Source organism: Sphingobacterium sp. UBA6320 (assembly GCF_002440335.1).
In the GTDB taxonomy this organism is placed as follows: domain Bacteria; phylum Bacteroidota; class Bacteroidia; order Sphingobacteriales; family Sphingobacteriaceae; genus Sphingobacterium.
Window position 1 is genome coordinate 41,533 of the sequence record NZ_DJTA01000031.1, and the last position, 24,926, is coordinate 66,458.

The window sequence follows — 24,926 nt, forward strand, 5'->3', positions numbered from 1 at the left end:
TAAGCAAGTTAAAAGATTTCAATAAAAAAATTATGTCATCTAAAATCATTTATACCAAGACAGATGAAGCGCCATTATTGGCGACTTATTCATTCTTACCTATTGTACAAGCATTCGCTAAAACAGCTAATATCGATGTTGAATTAAGAGATATTTCTCTTGCAGGTCGTATTTTGGCGAACTTTTCAGATGTACTAAGCGAAGATCAGAAAGTAGCTGATGCTTTAGCTGAATTAGGACAGTTGGCAACCACTCCAGAAGCTAACATTATTAAGTTACCCAATATTTCAGCTTCTATTCCTCAATTAAAAGGCGCAATTGCTGAATTACAGGCTGCAGGCTATGCAATTCCTAATTTTCCTGACAATCCAGAAACTGCGGAAGAAAATGAAATCAAAGCGAAGTATGCCAAAGTATTGGGTTCTGCAGTAAATCCAGTTTTACGTGAAGGAAACTCTGATCGTCGTGCACCGAAGGCGGTTAAGAATTATGCTAAAGCAAATCCACATTCGATGGGTGAGTGGTCTGCAGATTCAAAAACTCGCGTAGCTTCAATGGCTCATGGCGATTTCTATGAAACCGAGCAATCAGTTACGGTACAAAATCAAGGACAGTTCAAAATAGAGTTTGTAAATACCGATGGTTCTATTTCTGAATTAAAAGGTTTATCTCCATTAAAAGCAGGAGAAGTAATCGATTCATCAGTAATGAGCTTATCCGCTTTAAAAGGTTTTGTTGCAGATACAATTGCAGCAGCCAAAGCTGATGGTGTTTTGTTGTCTGCTCACTTAAAAGCAACAATGATGAAAGTTTCAGATCCTATTATTTTTGGTGCGATCGTAGAAGTTTACTTTAAAGATGTATTTGCTAAGTATGGTGAATTGTTTAATTCTTTAGGAATTAATAAAAATAATGGTTTAGGTGAAGTATTGGCTAAAATTGTGGGCAATCCGCAGGAATCAGAAGTTAAAGCAGCTATTGATGCCGCTATTGCTAATGGTCCGGATTTAGCAATGGTCAACTCTGATAAAGGAATTACAAATTTACATGTGCCTTCAGACGTTATTGTTGATGCATCTATGCCAGCTATGATCCGTACTTCGGGACAAATGTGGAATAAAGAAGGAAAGTCTCAGGATACGATTGCCATCATTCCAGACCGTTGTTATGCCGGCGTGTATGAAGCAACGATTGAAGATTGTAAAGAGCATGGTGCTTTAGATCCTACCACTATGGGTTCAGTTCCTAACGTTGGTTTAATGGCTCAAAAAGCAGAAGAATATGGATCTCATGATAAAACCTTCCAAGCTACTGCAAATGGTACGATACGTGTCGTAGACAATGAAGGAAATATTTTAATGGCGCAAACGGTTGAAACAGGTGATATCTTTCGCATGTGTCAAACAAAAGATGCACCAATCCAAGACTGGGTCAAATTGGCTGTTAACCGTGCTCGTTTGTCTGCTACACCAGCAGTATTCTGGTTAGATGAAAACCGTGCTCATGATAGAGAGATTATCAAAAAAGTAGAAAAATACTTAGGTGATTTTGATACAAATGGATTGGATATTTTTGTTATGAATCCAGTAGAGGCAACTAAATTTTCTTTAGATCGCATTCGCGAAGGTTTAGACACTATTTCTGTTACGGGTAACGTATTACGTGATTACTTAACCGATCTATTCCCTATTTTAGAAGTAGGTACATCTGCAAAGATGCTTTCTATTGTCCCTTTAATGAATGGTGGAGGTCTATTTGAGACTGGTGCTGGGGGTTCTGCTCCAAAACATATTGAGCAATTTTTGCACGAAGGATACCTGCGTTGGGATTCTTTAGGTGAATTCTTAGCTTTAGGTGCTTCTTTAGAACACTTGTCACAAACTCAAAATAATGCAAAAGCATTAGTCTTGGCTGAAACATTGGATGTAGCTACAGAAAAATTCTTAGCAAATGATAAGTCTCCTGCACGTAAAGTGGGTCAGATCGATAACCGTGGGTCTCATTATTATTTAACAGCTTATTGGGCAGAAGCTTTAGCAGCGCAAACCAAAGATGCTGAATTAGCTGCAAAATTTGCACCTTTAGCTAAGGCATTAGCTGAAAATGAAAAGCAGATCAATGATGAGTTGATTGCTGCTCAAGGTAAAGCTCAAAATATCGGTGGTTATTATTTCCCTAATGATGATTTAGCTACTAAAGCAATGCGTCCTTCGGAAACATTGAATAATGCAATCGCATCTTTGTAAGAAGATTTTGCAATAAAATAAAAAACTCCATTCATTATGAATGGAGTTTTTTTTATGAAATAGCATCACTAAGTAATCATTCTCTGCTAATTTTTGTTCTTAAGTAAATTCATCTCTAATAGGACTTGTTCTAAAGCATCTGGTTTGACAATCGGCATTACCAATAGTTCAATGTGGTTTGAAGTTAATTGGTTTTTTCCAAGTGCACCTTCTTGTACTTTTACAAAGGGGTGAGAGGATACTTCTGGAGAACATCTATATGCATAGATACTAGTGTGTTCTCTGTTTTTGTTTCGGAATGGATGCATAATGATTCGATTATGTCTACATAATGGTATTAACAATTTACACATAATATATGTAAAGTTCAAAATATATTATCCAAAATACCCATTTGTTAAAAAGACTCAACTTAAATCTGTAATAAATGTTTTGCTCTTGTGAGATCGATTTGTTGATGTTCAGGTAGGTGTAAAAAATATAATTTTTGCCAATCTTTGGTTTTCTGCGCTTGTTTATTTTCAACGACATCCCAGTTTGGATAAACTCGAAAACCCCGCTTCCCTTCTTTGCCATTTCCAGAAAGTATGCCTTTTTGAAATAAAATGGCTTTTGGGAATATGAAAATTCCAAAATTAGATTCTTTTCGCACTGCTATGATATAAAAGTCTATAGGATCATTAATTTCGAAAGGAGCGATGATCCCAGCAGTCGTGCGCTGCCATAAGGTAACAAATTGCCCAGTCTTTGTCGGTGTTATTTTAGCTGTCCTATATTTAAATTTTCGATTTATCAATTCAAAATTCTGAGCAGCATATTCTTGACTTTCTAGTTCTCGTGTTAAGTTAGCTATTGCTAAACCGCAAGTCCGAAAGACATATTGATCTATTTTTTGTAAGTTAGGATCGACAATTTGAGTATATAACAAGGGAATAAATTTAATTTATACTTTATTTGAAAAAGTTAGTTTTCGATACAGGTTGACTGTAGGAGCTGATGGGAGCCATCACAGGAAGGCATGCGTTTTGATAAACCACAGATACAGTCATTTAAGCCTTTTCCCTTCAAGATGCGTGGAATATATTTTTCAATACGTGCTTGGATAGTCTTAGATTGTTTAGGCGCTGCGAAATGAAGTAAATATGCTCGTTGTCTGCCTGGAGTTAAGGCCTGAAAGGCAGCGGTCAATATGGGATCTGCTTTTAATTTTTGTTCAAATTCTAAAGGAACTAAAAAATCGGAAGTCTCTTTTAATAGAACCTTCAATCCACTTTTTTCAACTTCTATAGCTTCAAAAATATATGCTTTAATTTGAGGCTCTTTCTCCAATATATCTGCAACATTTGTAAACTTTATACTTCTTGAAGATTGAGAGTTCTCACCATGTTGCATCAGCAGTGAGTACGTATCACTTAATAGCGCACCTTTAAAAAAGCCAAGTTCGCAATAGGATTTAAAACGATTGATCAGAACAACATTTTTATTGTTGTATGTATAGCAAGGTGTTTTCCACTTCAACGTTTCCATGAGTTGACAGTCAAGTACAATGCTACGCAAAAGTTTCATTTCTTCTTGCCACGTCTTGCTATTATTTAAATATTCATCTACTTGAGGATTCATGATAGAAACAGATGCTAATTTTATAATTGTAATGGTACAAATATAAATAGACTTTACCAGAGCTTAATATAATTGTAAAAAAAAGATCTTCCTATCGTTTTGATTTAAAAGTAGATCTTTTTCTAAAAAAAATGATACAGTATAGTTCTACACTGTATCATCTTCAAAATATTAATTCGGTTCCGCTATACTAATAATTGATTTGTCCCTTTATGGACAATTTCTTTTGATCCTGTAGCGTAGTCATTATTGTCGCCTGAACTTTATTATCTTTCAAATTTTTAAATATAGATAACTTCCATTCTTCTGGCCATGTCTCAAAATCTATAAAACAATAAAAAGGATATAATGTGGGTCTGCTCTCAATCTGATTGATCAAATTATCAGAAGTTGTCTGTAACAAATATTGGCCGGCTTTCATTTTATGGAATTGATAAAACATATTATTTGGAAGTGATTCTTCCAGCGATTTGTTATATTTCCAAGCCTGTATGATATGAGGTACACGCAGCTCTTGGATCTTTTTTGCTTCAACAGCATTAAAATCCTCATCGTATTCGTAAGTAATTGAAGTATCCCTTTGAGTGATAGGATTAGCTTTTACTTGTAAATCAAAGTAATTAGAATAATTATCAGCTAACTGTGCTTCACTAAGTCCAGTATACTTGTTCATTACATGCGCAAGTATAGGAATATCCTTCAGATGAACCAGACTCCAGAAAGCAAGCGTCTGATCTGTGGTGTCCATAGCTCTGATTTGCAATTCCTGATCTATATCATGAGATAGTAACCATTCACCATCAATTTCTGTTTTATTTTTTCCAATTGATGCTTCAATTTTTAAGCTTTTGTCTTTCTGTACATAGTTAATATGCTTTTTTGACAGTACGTGCTCAAATCCTTTCAAATCACCGATCTGTGTCCATGTATGACTATGTTGTAATAAAGATTCTAGATCTGCATTTTCTGAACTGTTATCTAAAGCTATCTTATAGATAAAATGATTTCGATCAAATAGTATTTGGATATATTTTCCTATTATAACACTGACTATACCCTTTTCTTTATTTATGAATTTTATTCCTTTGGGATAATGGTTGGCGAAAAAAGAAAAGCAATCTTCATAGTTCTTTATAGCCAAAATACCGTAAAATTGATTTTTATTAGCGGCAGTATTGAATAAAAAAATTCGGGCTGGAATTGAAATTCCTGCATCCAAAATAAGGCTTTTTATCCATGTTTTCTTACTCTTTACATCAGGAGATTGATCACCCTTTGAAAGCATGGATGATATATTATCCAATAACAAATCATCAACTGCGATAGATAAGACAGAAGTACTTTCTTTACTTACATATTGCTTCTCAATGTTGTTTTTTCGAACCATATAGACTGTCCAACAAAGTGCACATATTAAAAACAATAAGGAGCTGATGATTATTGCAATTCTTTTCATCTATAATTAGTTTTTGATATTATGATCTAAATTTTTCATAACATGCTTCAATATATATTGAAGTGCATTTTTATCTTGTTTTGGTAACTCCACAGAAAATTCTCCTGAAAAGCGATTTTTATGAAGATTTGATTTAATTTGAACATCTCCATAGGCAGAAAGATCTTTTAATGTTTGTTCCAGAGATGCGGTAACAGGAATTTCGAGTTTATTGACAACTTCAGGTATGGCATTGGTATGAACAACCATATTAAAAGGATTAGTAGACATGTCTTTTTTTACTTTCATATTTCTACTTGTTTTAAAACGATTTTGTTCAATGGAAGTTAATTGTTCCAAATCACTTCCTATAAATACAATATCATGCTTAAAAAGAATATAGATTGGTTCTAATTTTTTCTGTTCAGAAATTTTATAAATACCATTTTCCAAACTTACCTCTTGTTTCTTTACTGCAAATTCAAGGATTTTTTTATATAACCGTTGATCCTGAGAAGTAAACATCCAAAGGAAATTAGGCACATATTCATCTTTTGTTTTTGTTATTTCTTTATAATTATAATCATCATCATATTCATAGGTAACATAATCTTTTGTTACTTTCTGTAGATCGTTTAGAAAGAAAGCATGATCACCCTTCATTACTTTACCGATAGACTTTTCATCTAATCCGATTTCTAAAGCGGTCGCAGCTATAGTTACCACATCAGCATATTCTCCTGCCAACGGTGCGTACCAACGAGATATTAATGCTGGTAATTGCTTTAGATAACCCTCTGTACTGATATTCATAGAGGCATATGCTAAGTGATTTTCAGGAATATATTGACTGAATTTTTTATTAATTTTATTATTATAGAGCGTTTTGAAAATTTTAGCCATTTCTGCATCTACACCTACTGTTCCAGTCAATTTTAGCGTATGTTGATCTTGGATCAAATCAAATGTAGCATCTTCGTAGCCGTATTTGAAATTTTTCAAATCAACACCGTAAGCCATTTTTAAGACGTCGTAAGGCAAGGCATCCTGATATAATTTATCCAGATTTGGTATCCATACCCTTAGTAGATGTTTTTGATCAGCGATCTTGACTGCTTTATGTTGTCCCAGATTATTTTTAGGATCTAAATAATGGTTAAAATCATTAGTAAGCCAAGTGCCAAATAGTTTATTTTTAAGAGAATCATTCTTAGCTTCTCTGACTTGGCTGAGAAGGTATAATGAATCAGATTCAACATCGTAACTATCCATTTCAACCGTATCAATATCATCATTCCAATCTTCAACAGATATGACAGCAGATGTATCAGCATAAGCTATTTCAGCTTCGGCGGTAGCTTCACTAATTTCCTCTAAGATATTTACGGTATCAGGTAATACCTCTTCAGTAGCAATAGCTTCAACTGCTACAGCAGTATCTGCGGCACTTAATGTGTCATCATATAGCCAAGTATCACTACTGCCACCATATAGACCAAGATCTAAGCCGTAGCGATCGGCCACCTCTTTCATTTGAAAGTAATTGCGATGTAGATCACCTGTCAAAACAAATAAGGTTTCTTGATTCCATGCGACCTGTGTCTTTCCGTCTTTTGAAACCCTTCTTTCATAGCCATTATACATAGGAAGCAAATCAAATTGTGAAAACATACGCTCATTGACTTTGTGGTTTGCTTTCAAGGGAATTAAAACACCAATATAGTATAAGCTATCCGTATTGGTCCGATAAACAAATGCTTGTTTATCTAAATCGAAATCTAATTCCTCCAGGCTTTTAATAGAAAAATCCAAGTTATTTGTTGACTTTTCAAAAGCTCCTAATTTAGTTAAGGTCTCATTCAGTAATTCCATAGAACTCTGTTCTACAATAGCTTTATTATTAATGGCAACAACAAAGTCAGCTTGAGACGGTATTTTGCTCGTCAACTCTTGAGCTGTAGCTTGCATGCTTGAAAAAGCAGCGAATGCTAACAAGGGTAAGTATTTTAAATTCATGTATTTATTTATTATTTAAGGTTATTGTATTTGCTAGGGAGGCCTTTCCACTAGCAAGATCAGTTGCTTTTAGTTTTAGTAAGACTGCTTTTGCAGAACTTGATATTTTTGCCGAAGCATGTTGTTGTGATTTGACCGTTTTATCAAATCGTACGATTTGGGTATAATAAGCATCATTGAAATATTTTCGATCAGTTTCAGATATACGTGCATATTCTTTACTTAAAACCGGAGAGTGTGTATATGTTCTGGTGAAAGTACCTGTATGAGCATTATAAGCATAGCTATTATTGTTACCCAAAGCACTCTTAAAGTGAGTACTAAGTGCTTTACTAAAGTTATTTAATGCCGATACTGATGCAAAATGGCAAGACACAGTTGCGATATAATTATTAAAATCCAAACTATATTGTACCTGACTAATACCTGCTGTATTTTTTAATATACGAATCATATCTTCAGTTTCACTCTTTATCTTGTCCTTTGTAGGTATTTGAATACCATTAACACTTTTTAGTTTCATTAATGACGCTACCTTAGTACTGCTTTTGCTGAGATTAAGAGTAGCCTTTATGTTTCCTGATCCATTAGCATTCAGGTTAATATCTTCAATAAAATCAAAGCAACTCGTGAGTAAGCTGCAGCAACAGATTAAGATAAATAGTAGTGAGAACGATTTGAGTTTGATCATTTTTAATTATTTTTAGGATTTAACCAGATGTAATTCTTCAATAAAATAGCATCCGACACTTTGGTATATAATTTCATATAATATATTTATTAGTAAAAATAGTTTTTAACACACCTTTTCAGTATCCCTGATTATGGTGGTTTTTAGACGAGATTAAGATTATTGACGTATGAGTCCATATTCAATGGCTAATTTGATAACTGAGCTTAGATTTTTTGAGCCAAATTTTTCAATGAGATTTTTCCGGTGACTTTCGACAGTATGCGGACTAATGAATAATTTTTCTCCGATTTGGCTAGTAGTTAGTCCAGATGCTGCTTCCAAAAGTACTTCTTTTTCTCTACGCGTCAATTTTGGAACTATTTTTAGTTCATCTTTAGTTTTCTTCTCTACAATAATTTTAGTTTGTGAACATAAAAATTTGTTTCCTTTTAATATTTGTTCTATCCCATTGATAATTTCTTCTACAGAAGCATTTTTTTGAATATATCCATGAGCACCTTCTTGTAGCACACTATTGATCACCGCATATTCATTGTGAACGCTGATAATTATAATGTGCATTTTAGGATATTTTATTCGAAGAGGTGCTATCAATTCTATACTATTTGCGTCAGGCAGATTGATGTCTAATAAAAGTACATCTACAGGTGTTTTAGTTAATGCAATATGCATCGTATTAGCATCTGGAAAACAACCCACCACCTCCAAAAGTTCTGATTTGGAGAGTATATTTTTAAGCCCCTCTAAGAGTAGGGGATGATCATCTGTAATCGCTATTTTAATCATTAATTTTTATTTTTTGGAAATAAAACCTCAACACTCGTTCCAAGATTTATTTCAGATTGAATACTGAATCTTCCTTTTAGAAAATCGATCCGAGATTGAATATTATAAAGTCCTGCTGATTGATTTCCTTTGATCTGTTTTATATCAAATCCAAGGCCATCATCTTCAACAGTGATGCAATAACTATCAGCTTCTTCTACAATCTGAATGATGATTTGTTTTGGATCTGCATGTTTTATTGAATTATTGACCAGTTCTTGTACAATACGATAAACCAAGAGCTGCTGTTCTTTGGTTAGCTGATTTTTATAGTGTAAAAATTGTACATCAATATCTAGAAAATCATTGGACATACGGGCTGCATAATCTTGCAGTGCTTCCTGGAGTCCAAATCTATAAAGTAGATCAGGCATGAGATTATGAGCGACACGACGGAGTTCCTCCACAGCAGTATCCAATTGTTGTATGGACTTTTGCATGTCATCTTTCATGGTGAAATCTAACATATCCGTTAATTGTGATAAGTTTATTTTAGTGCTGGATAATAAACCACCTAGTCCATCATGTAGATCTCTTGCTATACGTCCACGTTCTTGTTCTTGGCCTTCCAGCATAGCCGTCAAGTTAGATATTTTAGAGTTTTGACGTTCTTTGTCTAGCGAAAAATTGTACAGTTCCTTATGCTGGCGCATACTCTTGGATCGCTGTTTATAAGCATAGAGAAGTAAACAGAAAAGCAGTAAGAAAACTAACATTAAAACTACATAATATTTATTTATCTTTTCTTTATAAGAGATTTCATTTTTAAAACTTATGATATCATGAGCACGACTTTGAGTTTCAAGACGAGACAATTTTAATTCTTGAGTTCTTTTCTCGGATTCCAACTGTGTTAGCTCCAGTTCCTTTCTTTGATTTTCCTCATGCAGCTTTAAGTTTTCAAATGCTTGCTTTTGCTGTAGACCGATGGTCTGCATCAAATTAATTTGTTGTTCCTTCTTATCAGACTCCAACTGCATGGTGATCAGTTGTTGTTGCTGTCTTTCTTTGTCAAACTGAGCCTCTAATCGCTTACCTAGTTCTAATTGTTCTTGATTATAAATGGATTTAAATGTCTCCATATACGCTTTGTGGTAGCGAATAGCTTCAGTCAAATTTTGGTCTGATTCCGCGATTTCAGAAAGATTTTCATATATACTCAAGATGATATTTTGATCGGGTACACTACTTTTAGAGATCTCGACAAGAGCCGACAATAAATATGCCTTTGCTTCCTTAAAATTTTTATTTTTCAAGGCAATCTCTGCCATGATGCCATAGGCAGAGGCAACGTGGGTGTACTGCTGCGTCTTTAGACCTTGCTTTTGAGCAAGTTGAGCATATCGAAGCGCTTGATCTTGATAGCTTTCAGGATAAGACGTCAGATAAAGATGAGCCAAATTATTGGCAACAAAAGAAAGGTTTGAAGGGAATGGAATATTGTTCTTGTTTTGGCTATAGGTATTGATCGCTTGTAAATAGTATTTTTCAGCTTGATCCCGCAACTGTTGCTTAGTTTCATCCGCTCTATATCGTTGCTCATACATATAACCCATAAGCATATAAGCATCAAATATAGCAATCGGATCATCTTGCTGAATGGCTAGATTTAAAGCAAGTAAACTATATTTTTCTTGCAATTGGTATTCATTCCAATTCGCATATATTGAAGTAAGCTCTTTGTAAGTGGATGATTTTCGCGAGCTTAGAGTGGGAGAGGAATGGCACTGGTCAAAATAGTTAATAGCACGTAAAAAACTTCGTACAGCCTCACCCTCTTTATTATTACGCACATATAGCCAGCCTTCACAGTAATAGACATAGCCTTTGATTTCTTGATTCTTAGATTTGTGAGCAAATTCCTTTGCTTTTGATAAACTATTTTGTGATTCCTTCAAACGCTCGGCAATGCGATTGTTCATTGCATCGATGGCATACAGATTCGCAGCATATTGACCATCCTGATAGCGAACTGCTATCTGAATATTTTCTTTCAGTATTTCGGCAGCTTGATCTTCTTGTTGATTAAAAAATAAGGCTCTTGCATATTTACCAGCTATATATAATCGTTCCGTATTCGAAGCAGGAGTATTTTCATATTGTTGCTTCAGCTTATCTAATATTTCTTGAGCAACAGCACCAGTCACGATTAAACACAACATCAGAATAAGTAGAATTTCTTTAAATTGTTGGCCAAAACCGATTATGCTCTTCTTCATTTGCATTCATTGTGGATCTTTCTGTAAGAGACTAAGATATCATTTTTTATAAACATGTATCGATTAATTGCTCAAAATAGCATGACAGATGTCATTTGTAGATAAAATTGACCGTTCATTTTTATGGACATCATTAGGTGAATATTTAAAATTATTCAGCCTCGAGAGCCGGTATTTTTTCCCCTTTAGTATTAATATAATAAAAGTCTTCCCCAGCCTCATCTTCCGACACGATGGCCACACCATCTGAAAAGGCAATTGCAGTTGTAAATTTGAAAGGAATAGTTGTTTTACCCTTATCGTCAATAAAACCATATTTTCCGTTTTTCATAGCCAAGAACGTTGTTCCTTCATCTGGTAAAGCCATATAATCATAGCCGTTTGCGATTTTCTTATTATCTTTAATGCTGTATAATGCATAGTATTGACCTTGAGTTGAAATAAAGTAATGCTGATTACGTCCCATAATGTATTCATGCACCGCAGGGACGACTACTTGTTCTTTTTCATTAATATATCCACTTTTATTATTTTTGGTAAACTGCATTAGACCATGTTCAGGGAAATTAATCATATCATAATTAGCCTTAATTAATACTTTGCCATTTTCATCCAATAAACCGTACTTATCCTGTTGACCATAAAGGAATTTACGATCTTTTTCTGAATAGGTTAAAAAATCATATTGTAGAGGAATCACCTCTTGCCCCCTTAAATTGATCGCACCAAATTTGTCTGAAGAATTATTTACAACCGATATATCACCTACATATGGTGCTACAAATGCATATTTTGGTTGGACAATAATTGTTCCGTTTTGATCACGTACTCCATATCGCTCACCTGTTTCATCAGTAAAGGCGAAGCGGTCATCAGCTATCTGGGTATCACCAAATCCTTCTGCAGAATCGACCTCCATTTGAGTATAGTGGTCTGGAATTTCGAAGAGTTCTTGAGGTAATTCTTCATGTTCAATTTTTGTAGCAACGTAACCACTCCCAGAAACGGTTATGGATAATGGTGCTCCAGGTAAGACATGTAAAAAATTAAACTCTGACCAAAATAAATTAGGAATTTGTTCGGTATAGTAAACTTCCAATTTGATTTCTTCGTTAGTATCTTCATCAGTACCCAGATTTAAAACGGCAAGTTGGCACGTATAACCGGCTATTTTATTATCCTGGCCCTTTATATATTCAATCTCAATTTGTTTATAATCGTTTTTATCTCCATCATTAAGAATTAAATATTCTTCGTTTTGAGGAATTAATATAAATGATCTATAATTTTTTTTATCTGTGATTTCGATGTGACTTTCATCGTGCGTATAGGATATGCGCATAAAATCCTGATTTACCCAAGCTCTTAATTGCGTATCACTTATTCCGTCATCTCCAGAGATCTCCGTATTTATTCCGTAATCAATACGAAGAACCTTTTTGGATTGTGCTAAAGCTGACCAGCTGGTTAAGCATGCGATCATCCATGCTAGTGTTAATCTTTTCATATAATATTAAAGTATGATCACAAAGGTGATTAATGTGTATCACTTTTTTTATCCCTGATAGCAGCCATATTGGATATTGCTGCCATAGCATTTATTTTAGTTCTTCTTAATTTTTGTTTTTATCAAATTACTTAGGAGCGATATTTTAAGATAAGCGATCTGTCTGCAGTCACTCTATGCCACGTAATATATATTAATTTAAGCTTGACTTTTTAGATGATGGGGATATAGAGACTTGCTTTGTAGTGATTAAATAATAAACTGTAAACAATAGCGCCATGTAGTTTGTTGAAAGTATATACAGTTGTATGCGATCCAACGACGTTCCATATTATGCAAGTTTATATATTACTTTGTTACATATTATTACTTTCGCATCCTTGCTCAAATCAAGTCCAACGGATTTCAGAGGAAGAGTCGGCGCTTCGAGATATTGTCTTTATGCGCACTGAAGGATTGTTGATGACACAAATGTTGGAGAAAAACTCCAAGAACAAAGATGTATTGAAGATTTGTAAACAAGTAAAAGTATATTATAAACAGACACAACCCCAGTTGTTGGCAGTCACGCAAGGAAAGGATCTCAAGTTGGATGAAAGTCAATTTGCAACTATCGCCAAAGAAGTAGAGAAAAAGTTTGAGAATTATAATGTCAATCGTGAAGACAAGTGGATCGACATGTATAAACTTCATATCCACAATAGTGTACGCGTGTATAGTTTGTTTTTGCAAAGAAGAGAATGGGTAAGTGTTACCTATTTCTCTTTTAAAGCATTACCAGAATTGATCAATTTGGAATTAGAATTTAATAAGCTGGATATCAAATAAGGATATTTTAAAAAATTGATGTTTAGATTTGATCATTTTTACACCTATATTTAGTTCATATTTAGAATAAAATGAAAATTCTTTCTGCGGCGCAAATTGCTCAAATTGATGCTATAACTTGTGAGGAACAGCATATAGCGAGTTCAGATTTAATGGATCGTGCGGCTCACGCTGTTTTTTTAGAATTAAAGAAACGGTACCAGAACATGGCCAATCAACATTTTACTATTATCTGTGGTAAAGGAAATAATGGCGGCGATGGACTTGTGTTAGCACGCATCTTGGATGATAATTTAGCAGAGGTCAACATTTATTTAGTAAAGTCAGCAGATTATTCCAGTAATAATCTGATCAATCAAAAAAAGATTTCCGATAAAAGAATTCAATTTTTTTCTGAAACAGATGATTTAGCTTTTCCTAAAGATACCATTGTTTTAGATTGTCTTTTTGGGTCTGGTTTGCGTGAAGAATTAAATGAAAAATGGAACCATATCTGCAACCAGATCAATCAAGCTGATGTCGTGGTGTATGCCATTGATATGCCTTCTGGTTTAGTGGCTGATCATCCTACCTCCCTTAAAGCTCCAGTTATTCACGCAGATTTAGTGTATACTTTTCAGGTTCCAAAACTCAGTTTGTTAATGCCACAAAATCAAAGTTTTTATGATGACTTTCAAGTGCTGGATATTCAATTGAGTACACGTGCTATTGAGCTTAAAGACTCGAATATGAACTATGTCACAGAAGATATCATCTGGTCATCCTACAAAAAAAGAAAAAGGTTCGAACATAAAGGCAATTTTGGGCATATCCTGATCATAGGCGGTAGCAAAGGGAAGATGGGAGCGGTTCAGTTTGCTTTAAAGGCCGCATTGCGTAGCGGCTGTGGTTTGGCCACAGCTTATATACCATTAAACGGGAATACCATCATACAAACGGCTGTCCCCGAAGCGATGTTGTTGTTGGACGATCACAGTAGCTACATCACCAATATACCCCAACTATCGTCTTATCAAGCAATAGGAGTTGGAGTAGGTTTGGGGACTGCAGTAGAAACGGTTAAGGCATTTTCAAAATTTTTAAAAAGCATCAGTGATCAACCTATAGTAGTAGATGCTGATGCCTTGAATATATTAGCAATCAATTCTGAATGGTGGAGTGCCATACCGCCAAATAGTATTTTGACCCCACATCCAAAAGAATTGAGCAGGATCATTGGGACTTGGGCTGATGATTGGGATAAATTAGAAAAAGTGAAAAAATTTGCACATCAGTATCAATTGCATATTTTGGTCAAAGGTGCAAATAGCGCTATGGTCATGGCAGATGGAACGATTTTTTTTAATAGTACAGGGAATGTGGGTATGGCAACCGGCGGAAGCGGTGATGTTTTAACGGGTATATTAACCGCATTGCTAGGTCAAGGCTATCCACCACAGCAGGCATTAATATTGGGCGTCTACATACATGGTAGAGCAGCAGATATAGCAGTGCCATCTATTGGAAAGTATAGCCTCTTGCCATCTGACATCATATCTTTTTTACCTCATGCGTTTCTTGAGTTAGAAAAGAATGGATCTGTAATATCTAGATAAATAACAGGATTAACCGCAATTATTTAAGCTGTTTATACTACCAAATTATTAAGTAATAATTTCCGCTAATCGAATACGATTGTCCAATCAATATAATCGCCCATCTCCGAGCTGGTACACCGTAAAATGGATAACTTTTATACTTTCCCAAATATTAAGGGTGTTTTTTATAAAATTAGCTTGTATACCCGATGCTGATACCTGCAAGTTGATATATTCAGGACATTGATTATCATAAGCAATTTTATCTAAGAATAGACCCTTCCACAATTGCTTATTTTAAATATTAGTGATATATTAGAAAACAATAAATAGAACCTATCAAGGGACTATATTAATGAATATCCGCTAAAAATTAACCATTTATTGAAGATGAAGATTTATAAAACTTTTATTCCCGTATGTGCCGCACTCTTTTTGTCAGCCTGTTCTTCTAACTACTTAATGACTGTTAATAGTGTCAATAGTAAAAAAGATCAAGATCGTAGCACCTTTCTATATTCAAATGATACAATAGCTGTTCATTACTCTTTTGCAGGTAAAAACGGCGAGATTTACGTTAAAGTAGAAAATAAATCAAATAATCCGATCGTTTGGGATTTAAAAAACTCAGCTTTGGTGATTAATGGTAAAGCAAATAGCTATGCTGATGGTCGTATCAATATGAAAGGACAAGTGAATCAGATGAGTACTTTTAATGATGATTATACGTATGGATATTTTAAGGGAACAGCAACACTCCCTAAAGATGTATTATTGATACCTCCACATGCTTATGTTGACGGAAGTTATTTTGATTTGCGAAAGGATATTAAAGAATTCGTTACAATAGCTAAAAAACAAAAGGCAACCCGGTATGGGATGAATGGAAATCAATATCAGGTGAAAGAAGCTAAATTTAATGAAGATAACTCTCCGTATATATTAAGAAGCTTTTTGAGTTATTCCATTTTGAACAATAATGAAATGATCTTAAAGACGACAGAACAAAAATTTTATGCCCAAACATTGTTTCAAACAGGAGCTATGTCTTTAAATAATGTGTTCGAATATTATACCGAGAAAGGAGACATGATGGCTTATCGAAAAATAAAAGGTGAAAATGCACTATTGCTTGGCGGTGTTGCGGTATTAGGTGCAGCAGCCGTAGCGCTTGATGATAAAGAAGTTAAATAAGTTATCATCGATCGTAAGAGAATGCCCTATCGAGATAGATAGGGTTTTTTTATGTTTTTTTTAGCTATAAAAGCAATTACTGACATACAGTTGTCAACACCCTACTTATTTTTGTGCCCAACAGAAATATCTTTATTAAACATAAACAAGGCATCACATTTTGAGATCATATGCTCAAAGAATGTCACCTAGACCATAGACAAAATTTTAGTAACAGAAGTATGATTAAATTTAAGTACACCATTCTATATGTGTCCGATGTGACACGATCAATTCAATTTTATGAACAAGTATTTGGCTTTGTTAGAAAATTTATTACCCCAGAAAATGATTATGGTGAACTCATTACAGGGGAAACTACGATTTCATTTGCATCACATAAACTTGCTAATACAAATTTGACGGCAGGATATACAGCAAGTTCGCGTTTAGACAAACCCTTCGGGATAGAATTAGGTATCGTAACCGATAATGTGGAAGATCTAGTGGACAAAGTATGGGAGTTTAATGGCGTTATTGTTGAGCAACCCACCATTAAGCCATGGGGACAAACAGTTTCTTATGTACGAGATCTGGATGGTTTCTTGATTGAAATTTGTACCCCCATGCATGAATAAAAGAATCACGATATGAAAATTAATTTCTTCATTCATGTAAAAAATGACTTCATGAATGAGTTTTTATTCTTTGATCTACAACAGTCATCCTTCAATTAGTATTTTTTAAATAGCGCATTTATACATTTTTTTTTATAGTTTTAGCGATTTAGTATATTAAATTAAGAAATGGCGTTAACAAACTTGTCAGCACGAGTCGCTCTTGGAATAGATATCGGCGGAACCAACACTAAATTTGGAGTGGTAAATCATCGTGGGGAAGTTCTTGAAAAAGGATCCTTAAAAACAGATGAATATGAAAAAGTAGAAGATTTTATCGATGCATTATATCTTCAAATCTCTCCTTTAATCGAGAAATATGGAGCAGATAAAAATTTTGATGGTATTGGAGTAGGAGTACCTAATGGTAATTATTATACCGGCACTGTTGAACAAGCTCCCAATTTGCCTTGGAAAGGGGTGATACCTTTTGCCGAAATGATGCAAGATAAATTTAACATGGACTGTACCATTACCAATGATGCAAATGCGGCAGCCCTTGGAGAAATGCTTTTCGGAGCAGCTCGTGGTATGAAAGATTTCATCATGATTACTTTAGGTACTGGTGTAGGGAGCGGAATTGTTGCCAATGGAAATGTTATCTATGGACACGATGGCTTTGCGGGAGAATTAGGGCATTCCATCGTAAAACCAGGAGGCAGAAAACACTGGAGCACAGGTTCAGAAGGAAGTTTAGAAGCTTATGCTTCAGCAACAGGTATTGCAATTACAGCAAAGAAAATGCGTGCTGAATTTCCGAGCTCGATGTTAAATCAATATCCTGAAGAGGCTATCAATTCCAAAACCGTTTATGAATGTGCTATAAAAGGTGATCCGATTGCGATTGAAGTTTTTAGATACACAGGGCAAAAACTGGGGGAAGCATTAGCAAATTTTGTAATGTTTTCATCACCAGAAGCGATTTTGCTATTTGGAGGAGTAATCAAGGCAGGAGATTTTATTTTAAAACCCGCTAAACTTCATATGGAAAGAAATCTTTTACCCATATTCAGGGACAAGGTAAGATTAGTTTTTAGTGAGCTACCAGAGGCTGATGCAGCTATTTTAGGTGCAAGCGCTTTAGTTTGGGAGCAATAGCATACTGTTACCACTCATTTCTAATAAGCATCTAGAGCTGATAAAATAAGACTTACCGGATGGTTGGTATCAATAAATCTGGTAAGTCTTATTTGTTAACTTTTTTGCTCTATGATACGATCCAATTGTTTTCAATTAGTGACCTTCAATACGGTTGACGTTTCTGAAAGTAAGGTTTATCCGAGGTAAAATATTTTTAGCGGTTTTAGGTACTTGGTGTTGCCAGCAACTATTAGTTGTTCCTGCCATCAGGAGAAAAGATCCATGGTGCAAGGGGATTTCCACTTGTTTTACGGCCTTCAAAAATCGATGGCGAAGGCGAAATAGACGAGTTTCTCCAAAACTGACCGAAGCGATTACAGGATTGGGTCCTGACTGATCAATATGATCACTGTGCCATGCTACACCATCTTTTCCGTCCCGATACAGATTAAGTAAGACCGCATTAAAGCTTAATCCAGTTTCTTTTTCCACACGTTTCCGGATGGCCAATAGTTCAGGAGTCCAATCAGGACCATTTAGATTAGCACCACTATTATTTTTATTTTCATACCACGCAATCATACGTGGTGCTTTCACCGTTTTGTCAAAGATTTCCATCTCATATTCACGCCATATTGTATCCCTCAATAGCGTATTATAATAATAATCGGATTCTTCTTTTGTAAAGAAAGAATCGATCAGCATCAGATCGGTATCCGGGAGATCAAATCGGACTTTCCCCGCATTTCCCGTAGCAAATATTTCCGTATCATCAAATAAAGTCATCATCGTATCTTATGTTTATCAATTCAAGGGGCAATAATGCGATTCATCATGTCCCAAAATAATGAATCAAAAATACTAATTTTATTAGTTTGTTGAAACTATAAATGTTAGTGTTTTTTTAGAAAAAATAGATGGCAGGAAATTTACCATTGATAAACATTGAAATGATCCCTTACACAACCGTGATTGAACCTGTTCTGATCAATTATATATTTCCCTTCAAATTAAAATCGAATTAGCTTAGCCGTTCCACTTCATAAAAAAAATACTTATGTTTACTCCACAGAACACAACTAAACGAATGAAACGAACCATTTTACTCACCTTACTTTCTATATCCACTTTTACGCAGGGAGCTTTTGCACAGCAGGACTCCATTATGGTGGATAAGATCTATCATGAATCTTTTTATAATGGGCAGGCCTATGACAATCTACACCATTTGACAAAACAAATCGGTCATCGTATAGCAGGATCACCACGGGCGGACAAGGCAGTAGCTTGGTCGAAAAGCATTATGGAAAAGCTTCCTTTTGACCGCGTGTATCTTCAAGATGTGAAAGTTCCATATTGGGATCGGGGACCTCAAGAAAAAGCTTACCTTGTTGGTTCTAACGAACCTTTGAGTGTATTGGCTTTAGGAGGGTCTGTTTCCACCCCAGCTAAAGGCTTGGTCGCAGAGGTGATTGAAGTAGAACTGTTAAGTGATTTAAAGAAATATGGAGATCAGGTACGTGGGAAAATTGTTTTCATCAACAAACCCTGGGATGAGTCCATCGTAGAGACAGGTGTAGCATATGGTCTCAATTCAAGTCAAAGAAGCCGTGGTCCAGCAGAAGCGGCTAAGTTGGGTGCAGTAGCGTATCTATTTCGCTCACTGTCTTCCTCTAAGACCGATGATTATCCACATACAGGAGGCACAGGTTATGCAAAAGGTATTGATAGTATACCCGCGATGGCGATATCAGCAACATCAGCTATTAAGCTGAGTAATGCGTTGAAAGCAAATCCGCATACAAAAGTTTACTTAGAGCAGCATGCAGCATGGAAAGGAATAGTACATACGCATAATGTCATTGCAGAATGGAAAGGTCAGCAATCTCCAGATAAGATCATCACGATTGGTGGACACATCGATTCTTGGGATGTAGGCGAAGGAGCTCATGATAATGGTACCGGAACTATGGGGACTTTAGATGCTATTCGTACGCTGATGGCACTTGGATATCAACCAAAGCACACCATCCGCTTGGTCTTTTATATGAACGAAGAAAATGGTGTTCATGGTGCATCAGCTTATGGGCAGATCGCAAAAGAAAAACAAGAACAGATTATTGCCGCGATTGAAAGTGATGCCGGAGGATTTGCACCTCGAGGTTTTGATATCAAAGCCTCAGCCGATCGAGTTGCTTGGATACAGCAACACTGGAAGCCCTTGTTCGAGCAGAAGTTCTGGGTCTCACGATTTCTACAAGGAAGTCCAGGAGTAGATTCTGGAGTCTGGGGCAAGCATTTTCCGAATACCGTGATGTTCAATTTTAGACCAGACCCACACCGTTATTTTGATCTGCACCATACCGCAAAAGATGTTTTTGAAGCGGTAGATAAGCGCGAGTTACAATCTGGCGTAGCAGCTATTGCCTCACTATTGTATTTGGTTGATCAACAAATCGATCAATTATAATACTTAAAACAGCATAAATAAACTAGAGCCATGCATACATGGGCTCTAGTTAAATGGTTTGATGCAAAGCAATTCAATTCCTCCGTTATCTTCAAATTGATCCCAGCTAGTCTAGTCATAGACCGATTTGAGAAAGAAATAGTAGCTACACTTTACTTGTTCGAACGCACACATGTCTCATAAGCATTTAATAACTCTTGAGCTACTAATTTAGGATCCTGATGGTGAATTCCATGGCTGTATCGCGGCAGTAAAACCAACTTACTAGAACGATTGTTTTTGATCATTTCTGCATAGTGTTTTATTCTCAAATCATCCAATTCTTTCCACCAAGGGATAAGGTTAATACCTAATTTAAGGTTTTCGTTCATTGTTGTTTCATATTGCTCTATATGCTTATGATAGGAAATCATTACCGTTACCGGAATATCGATAAGAGGGGGTAAGGATGCGTAATTTTTAAAAAAATCTGGCGTACTCTCTTGGAGCTCTCGCTGTACTTCATATCGAAAACCTTTTGTCGTTGAAGGGTCTTTTAAGATGTTCTTGAAATTAATGGTCAATAACTCTCGGTATCCTGTTTTGCTTACAGTGCTGGACTTTACCTGATCATCCTCTTCTTTTGTTAGCATAAAGTCTGTCGGGTCAATGAAAAATAAACCACAAACCTCGTGGGGATATTGTGATGCATACAAGCGGATAAACGGTCCCCCAATAGAATGTCCAACGAGTAAGTATGGAGGACTTATAGTTAAGGTCGATAATAAATCGTGAAGCCTTTTTACAACTTCAATATCTGTACTGACTAAACTATCGATCTCAGACTCTCCAATTCCGTTTCTATCGTACACAATACCTGCAAAACCATGTTCAATAAAAGGAAATAAACTCCCGAAACTGCCGCCACCAGAACCAAGGCCGCTTTCAAACACGACAATGGGTTCATTTATTTTTCTATTTTCAATTCCAAATGTTTTGTAAGCTATTTTTTTATTATTGATGGATACAAACTTTCTTTCAGAAATCTGAGAATAGACCAACGATACGGAAAAAGTGATCGTCAATATAAAGGTGATGATTAATTTCATGGACTGATATTTTAAATAAAAATGGATGTACAATAATGGCTATATGCTTTGATTATAAACTTATAGTGGATTAAACGGCTACATGTAAAAATTTAATAGTGCTCAATATGAACATTGTTTCACATACGCGTTTACTAATATCAATATTTGTTGTTTTTTTACTTAGCGCTATTCGGTATATCATACTATTTGAACGGTAAGTGTACTGATTATTCACGTGAATGGCGAAGGCTCTTACTCTCCATATCCTATTTTTAAGGATATGATTGCGTTGACACACAAAAATATAAAATCAAGCATTTGAACAATAAAATTCCAATGGGCTATGCGATCATTGTTAAATAGTAGATCTTTTTTAGCGAGTCAGGTCCAGTATAGAATAGATATGCTGATGACTATGTTGGAAAGAATTATCTGAATGGAATGTATTGGTCATCAGTAGAATAGAAAGTATACGATATACAAATAACTGGTCAAACCAAAAATAGAAGTTTTCTTTTTTAAATATTATAGTCAAAAACTGGAACAATTGAGCCGTCCTATTTGTTTTGCATCTAGATCGTTAATTAAGTATATTTAAATGTTAACAAAACTTGTACATATGAGCATAAATAACGCTAAATCACAAAAAACAATCGTTATAAACGAAAAAAGTTATAACTATTGTTCGCTAAAAGATCTTCCCCAAGGTTCAGTATCCCATCTCCCGTTCAGTATCCGTATTTTGCTTGAAAACGTATTGCGTAATTATGATGGTTTCAGCATTACCGATGAGCATATTGATACACTCATAAATTGGACTCCGGAGCCAGTTGATAAAGATATTCCTTTTAAACCCGCACGAATCTTGATGCAAGATTTCACAGGAGTACCTGCTGTCGTTGATATGGCGTCCCTTCGTGCAGAATATGTTCGTCATGGAAAAGATGGTCAAAAGATCAATCCTGCAATTCCAGTAGATTTAGTGATAGACCATTCAGTGCAGGTGGATTATTATGGAACGGATTATGCTTATGACAAAAATGTAGAACTAGAGTATCAACGTAATAAGGAGCGTTACGAATTACTCAAATGGGCACAGCATGGTTTGAAAAACTTTACGGTAGTCCCTCCAGGAATGGGAATTTGTCACCAAGTAAATCTGGAATATTTAGCTAAAGGTATTATAGAACGTGAAGGCTGGTTATTTCCCGATACTTTGGTGGGTACCGATTCGCATACGCCCATGGTCAACGGTATGGGGGTAGTCGGCTGGGGTGCAGGAGGTATTGAGGCAGAAGCTGCTATGTTGGGGCAACCGATCTTCTTTACCTGTCCTGAAGTGATTGGTTTAAAATTGACGGGGAAAATACCTGAGATTTGTACAGCCACTGATATGGTCTTGTCCATTACGAAGGTGCTTCGAGATAAAGGTGTTGTCGGAAAGTTTGTTGAACTTTTTGGAGATGGATTGGATCACTTGACGGTTACAGATCGAGCAACTATTGCCAATATGTCGCCAGAATTTGGCTGTACGATTACTTATTTCCCAATTGACGATCGTACTCTGGAGTATATGTATACGACCAATCGGACACCTGAACAAATTAAGATTGTGGAAACGTATTGCAAAGAAAATCTACTATGGAGAACAGGTCATGAAGAAATTAATTTTTCTTCTATAGTAGAGTTTGATCTATCCACTTTAGAACCAACTGTTTCTGGGCCAAAACGTCCGCAGGACAAAGTTTTGGCAAAAGATTTAGGCCATCAATTTTCAAGTTTGCTGCAGCAAGAATATCAACGTAATTATAGCTTGCCGAATGAAAGAAAAGAATCGGCTTGGCTTGCAGATGGAGGGTCAGGGACCGAATTTACTTTTGGTAAAGTTCCCAAGAACAGTGAATCAGAATTAGAGGTCGTGAAAGATGCGATACAGTCCGTACGCATCAAATATAAAAATCAAGAATTTGTATTAAGCGATGGAAGCATTGTGATAGCAGCGATCACGAGCTGTACCAATACGTCTAACCCTGCGGTCATGATTGGTGCGGGATTATTGGCACGCAACGCTATAGAAAAGGGCTTGAGAACAAAATCATGGGTCAAAACTTCTTTAGCACCCGGTTCTAAAGTTGTTACCCAATATCTGAACCGATCAGGATTAAATACGGACCTGGAAGCATTACGTTTTCACACTGTAGGATATGGGTGCACCTCTTGTATTGGTAATTCGGGACCTTTACCGCCACATATTGCCGAAGCTGTAGACAAAGGAGATCTAGTAGTGGCATCGGTATTATCGGGGAATAGGAATTTCGAAGCAAGAGTGCACCCACAGGTGAAAATGAATTTTCTAATGTCTCCCATGCTTGTTGTGGCTTATGCGTTGGTAGGTCGGGTAGATGTCGATCTGATAAACGATCCACTGTCGTATGACCCGAATGGTCGTCCCGTTTATTTGAAAGATATCTGGCCCAGCCGCGAAGAAATAGTAAAAACAGTAAACGACTGTGTTAAACAGGGAGATTTTCAGGAAGTTTATGATGTTATATTTGACGGTTCAACAGATTGGCAAAATCTAGAGGTAAGCTTAGATGAACGCTTTGAATGGAATAAAGAGTCCACTTATATCAAAGAAGCTCCATTTTTTGAAAATCTGGAGGCCACTCCAAATCCCGTGACGGATATTACCCATGCTCGTGTATTATTATACTTGGGTGATTCAGTCACGACGGATCATATATCACCTGCAGGTTCCTTCCGTGAAAATAGTGCAGCTGGACAATACTTATCTGCTCATGGAGTAGAAACCGCTGATTTTAATTCTTATGGTTCTCGTCGTGGAAATCATGAAGTCATGATGCGAGGTACTTTTGCCAATGTACGTATTAAAAATAAGATCGTACAGAAAGAAGGTGGTTTCAGCGTGTACTTTCCAACCGGAGAGGTGAAAACAGTGTATGAAACTGCTATGGAATATAAAAAGACAGATACTGCCCTTATTGTATTGGCCGGGAAAGAATATGGATCAGGTTCGTCACGCGATTGGGCTGCCAAAGGCGCTTATTTATTAGGTATCAAAGCGGTCATCGCAGAAAGTTTTGAACGGATCCATCGCAGTAACTTGGTCGGCATGGGGGTAGCTCCTTTAGTATTTACCAATGGACAAAATGCCGAAATTTTAGAACTAGACGGAACTGAAATTTTTGATATTATTGGACTTGGTGATCAGTTGACTCCGCACAAATTGTTGGATGTAAAAGCAACTCATCCAACTGGAAAAATAACGGAATTTAAAGTTCAGGCTCGGATGGATTCTGCTATAGAAATCGAATATTATAAAAATAATGGCATTTTACAATATGTGTTAAGGGATTATTTAAAAAACAGTTAATAGGTGGATTTGAAATCTGTATTAACAATACGTACGTGTTGCATAAAAAATCAAAAAGTCACGTCAAACGATGTGGCTTTTTGATTTTTATACTT

General features: G+C 35.8%; 18 protein-coding genes. 8 read left to right on the plus strand and 10 right to left on the minus strand.

Annotated features, from left to right (window positions below; translation table 11 throughout):
• The first annotated feature begins 32 nt into the window (after positions 1 to 32).
• Entirely contained in the window at positions 33 to 2,246 is a 2,214-nt protein-coding gene (locus tag B3P23_RS20110) for an NADP-dependent isocitrate dehydrogenase (RefSeq protein WP_293929035.1), read from the plus strand.
• A gap of 412 nt (positions 2,247 to 2,658) precedes the next feature.
• On the opposite strand, the gene B3P23_RS20115 is transcribed toward B3P23_RS20110, so the two are convergent.
• The 8 genes from B3P23_RS20115 to B3P23_RS20150 all read right to left on the minus strand — a co-directional run bounded on the left by B3P23_RS20115 (position 2,659) and on the right by B3P23_RS20150 (position 12,562).
• On the minus strand, positions 2,659 to 3,174 hold the full coding sequence (locus B3P23_RS20115) for a MepB family protein (RefSeq protein WP_293929037.1): 516 nt from the start codon (positions 3,172 to 3,174) through the stop codon (positions 2,659 to 2,661).
• Positions 3,175 to 3,209: 35 nt separating this feature from the next.
• On the minus strand, positions 3,210 to 3,866 hold the full coding sequence (locus B3P23_RS20120) for a DUF1801 domain-containing protein (protein ID WP_293929039.1): 657 nt from the start codon (positions 3,864 to 3,866) through the stop codon (positions 3,210 to 3,212).
• Between the two features lie 190 nt (positions 3,867 to 4,056).
• Positions 4,057 to 5,322, minus strand: coding sequence for a hypothetical protein (locus tag B3P23_RS20125; protein WP_293929041.1), 1,266 nt, complete (start codon positions 5,320 to 5,322; stop codon positions 4,057 to 4,059).
• Between the two features lie 6 nt (positions 5,323 to 5,328).
• A complete protein-coding gene (locus B3P23_RS20130; protein WP_293929043.1) occupies positions 5,329 to 7,317 on the minus strand; it encodes a hypothetical protein in 1,989 nt (662 codons plus the stop codon).
• A gap of 4 nt (positions 7,318 to 7,321) precedes the next feature.
• The gene (locus tag B3P23_RS20135) at positions 7,322 to 8,008 is read right to left on the minus strand and encodes a hypothetical protein (protein WP_045754659.1); all 687 of its coding nucleotides are present in this window, start codon (positions 8,006 to 8,008) and stop codon (positions 7,322 to 7,324) included.
• Between the two features lie 159 nt (positions 8,009 to 8,167).
• Complete coding sequence (locus tag B3P23_RS20140) at positions 8,168 to 8,797, minus strand: response regulator transcription factor (RefSeq protein ID WP_248753481.1); 630 nt, start codon at positions 8,795 to 8,797, stop codon at positions 8,168 to 8,170.
• Complete coding sequence (locus B3P23_RS20145) at positions 8,797 to 11,055, minus strand: tetratricopeptide repeat-containing sensor histidine kinase (RefSeq protein WP_293929046.1); 2,259 nt, start codon at positions 11,053 to 11,055, stop codon at positions 8,797 to 8,799. Before B3P23_RS20145 ends, B3P23_RS20140 begins: the two co-directional genes overlap by 1 nt.
• Before the next feature lie 151 nt (positions 11,056 to 11,206).
• Entirely contained in the window at positions 11,207 to 12,562 is a 1,356-nt protein-coding gene (locus tag B3P23_RS20150; protein WP_293929048.1) for a WG repeat-containing protein, read from the minus strand.
• Between the two features lie 333 nt (positions 12,563 to 12,895).
• On the opposite strand from B3P23_RS20150, the gene B3P23_RS20155 reads away from it, so the two are divergent.
• From B3P23_RS20155 to B3P23_RS20175, 5 genes are all read left to right on the plus strand, one after another.
• On the plus strand, positions 12,896 to 13,390 hold the full coding sequence (locus tag B3P23_RS20155; RefSeq protein WP_293929050.1) for a hypothetical protein: 495 nt from the start codon (positions 12,896 to 12,898) through the stop codon (positions 13,388 to 13,390).
• 71 nt (positions 13,391 to 13,461) lie between these two features.
• Complete coding sequence (locus B3P23_RS20160; RefSeq protein WP_045754663.1) at positions 13,462 to 14,985, plus strand: bifunctional ADP-dependent NAD(P)H-hydrate dehydratase/NAD(P)H-hydrate epimerase; 1,524 nt, start codon at positions 13,462 to 13,464, stop codon at positions 14,983 to 14,985.
• A gap of 372 nt (positions 14,986 to 15,357) precedes the next feature.
• Entirely contained in the window at positions 15,358 to 16,161 is an 804-nt protein-coding gene (locus B3P23_RS20165; protein WP_094772671.1) for a hypothetical protein, read from the plus strand.
• A 221-nt stretch (positions 16,162 to 16,382) separates the two neighbouring features.
• Positions 16,383 to 16,778, plus strand: a complete 396-nt coding sequence (locus tag B3P23_RS20170) for a VOC family protein (RefSeq protein ID WP_045754665.1) — start codon at positions 16,383 to 16,385, stop codon at positions 16,776 to 16,778.
• A gap of 168 nt (positions 16,779 to 16,946) precedes the next feature.
• Positions 16,947 to 17,915, plus strand: a complete 969-nt coding sequence (locus B3P23_RS20175; protein WP_094772669.1) for an ROK family protein — start codon at positions 16,947 to 16,949, stop codon at positions 17,913 to 17,915.
• A 135-nt stretch (positions 17,916 to 18,050) separates the two neighbouring features.
• On the opposite strand, the gene B3P23_RS20180 is transcribed toward B3P23_RS20175, so the two are convergent.
• On the minus strand, positions 18,051 to 18,686 hold the full coding sequence (locus B3P23_RS20180) for an alpha-ketoglutarate-dependent dioxygenase AlkB family protein (protein ID WP_281047046.1): 636 nt from the start codon (positions 18,684 to 18,686) through the stop codon (positions 18,051 to 18,053).
• A 298-nt stretch (positions 18,687 to 18,984) separates the two neighbouring features.
• On the opposite strand from B3P23_RS20180, the gene B3P23_RS20185 reads away from it, so the two are divergent.
• Complete coding sequence (locus B3P23_RS20185) at positions 18,985 to 20,367, plus strand: M20/M25/M40 family metallo-hydrolase (protein ID WP_052627443.1); 1,383 nt, start codon at positions 18,985 to 18,987, stop codon at positions 20,365 to 20,367.
• 152 nt (positions 20,368 to 20,519) lie between these two features.
• Here the strand turns inward: B3P23_RS20185 and B3P23_RS20190 are convergent, their stop codons facing one another.
• The gene (locus tag B3P23_RS20190; RefSeq protein WP_293929055.1) at positions 20,520 to 21,455 is read right to left on the minus strand and encodes an alpha/beta fold hydrolase; all 936 of its coding nucleotides are present in this window, start codon (positions 21,453 to 21,455) and stop codon (positions 20,520 to 20,522) included.
• Between the two features lie 601 nt (positions 21,456 to 22,056).
• On the opposite strand from B3P23_RS20190, the gene acnA reads away from it, so the two are divergent.
• On the plus strand, positions 22,057 to 24,831 hold the full coding sequence (gene acnA, locus B3P23_RS20195) for an aconitate hydratase AcnA (protein WP_293929057.1): 2,775 nt from the start codon (positions 22,057 to 22,059) through the stop codon (positions 24,829 to 24,831).
• The last annotated feature ends 95 nt before the right edge of the window (positions 24,832 to 24,926 follow it).

Coding starts and splice junctions, on each gene's coding strand:
- B3P23_RS20120 (WP_293929039.1), bottom strand. CDS start 3,866: ATGAATCCTCAAGTAGATGAATATTTAAATAATAGCAAGACGTGGCAA.
- B3P23_RS20135 (WP_045754659.1), bottom strand. CDS start 8,008: ATGATCAAACTCAAATCGTTCTCACTACTATTTATCTTAATCTGTTGC.
- B3P23_RS20155 (WP_293929050.1), top strand. CDS start 12,896: ATGCAAGTTTATATATTACTTTGTTACATATTATTACTTTCGCATCCT.
- B3P23_RS20130 (WP_293929043.1), bottom strand. CDS start 7,317: ATGAATTTAAAATACTTACCCTTGTTAGCATTCGCTGCTTTTTCAAGC.
- B3P23_RS20190 (WP_293929055.1), bottom strand. CDS start 21,455: ATGAAATTAATCATCACCTTTATATTGACGATCACTTTTTCCGTATCG.
- B3P23_RS20170 (WP_045754665.1), top strand. CDS start 16,383: ATGATTAAATTTAAGTACACCATTCTATATGTGTCCGATGTGACACGA.
- B3P23_RS20150 (WP_293929048.1), bottom strand. CDS start 12,562: ATGAAAAGATTAACACTAGCATGGATGATCGCATGCTTAACCAGCTGG.
- B3P23_RS20140 (WP_248753481.1), bottom strand. CDS start 8,797: ATGATTAAAATAGCGATTACAGATGATCATCCCCTACTCTTAGAGGGG.
- B3P23_RS20185 (WP_052627443.1), top strand. CDS start 18,985: ATGAAACGAACCATTTTACTCACCTTACTTTCTATATCCACTTTTACG.
- B3P23_RS20165 (WP_094772671.1), top strand. CDS start 15,358: ATGAAGATTTATAAAACTTTTATTCCCGTATGTGCCGCACTCTTTTTG.
- B3P23_RS20110 (WP_293929035.1), top strand. CDS start 33: ATGTCATCTAAAATCATTTATACCAAGACAGATGAAGCGCCATTATTG.
- B3P23_RS20180 (WP_281047046.1), bottom strand. CDS start 18,686: ATGATGACTTTATTTGATGATACGGAAATATTTGCTACGGGAAATGCG.
- acnA (WP_293929057.1), top strand. CDS start 22,057: ATGAGCATAAATAACGCTAAATCACAAAAAACAATCGTTATAAACGAA.
- B3P23_RS20125 (WP_293929041.1), bottom strand. CDS start 5,322: ATGAAAAGAATTGCAATAATCATCAGCTCCTTATTGTTTTTAATATGT.
- B3P23_RS20145 (WP_293929046.1), bottom strand. CDS start 11,055: ATGAAGAAGAGCATAATCGGTTTTGGCCAACAATTTAAAGAAATTCTA.
- B3P23_RS20175 (WP_094772669.1), top strand. CDS start 16,947: ATGGCGTTAACAAACTTGTCAGCACGAGTCGCTCTTGGAATAGATATC.
- B3P23_RS20160 (WP_045754663.1), top strand. CDS start 13,462: ATGAAAATTCTTTCTGCGGCGCAAATTGCTCAAATTGATGCTATAACT.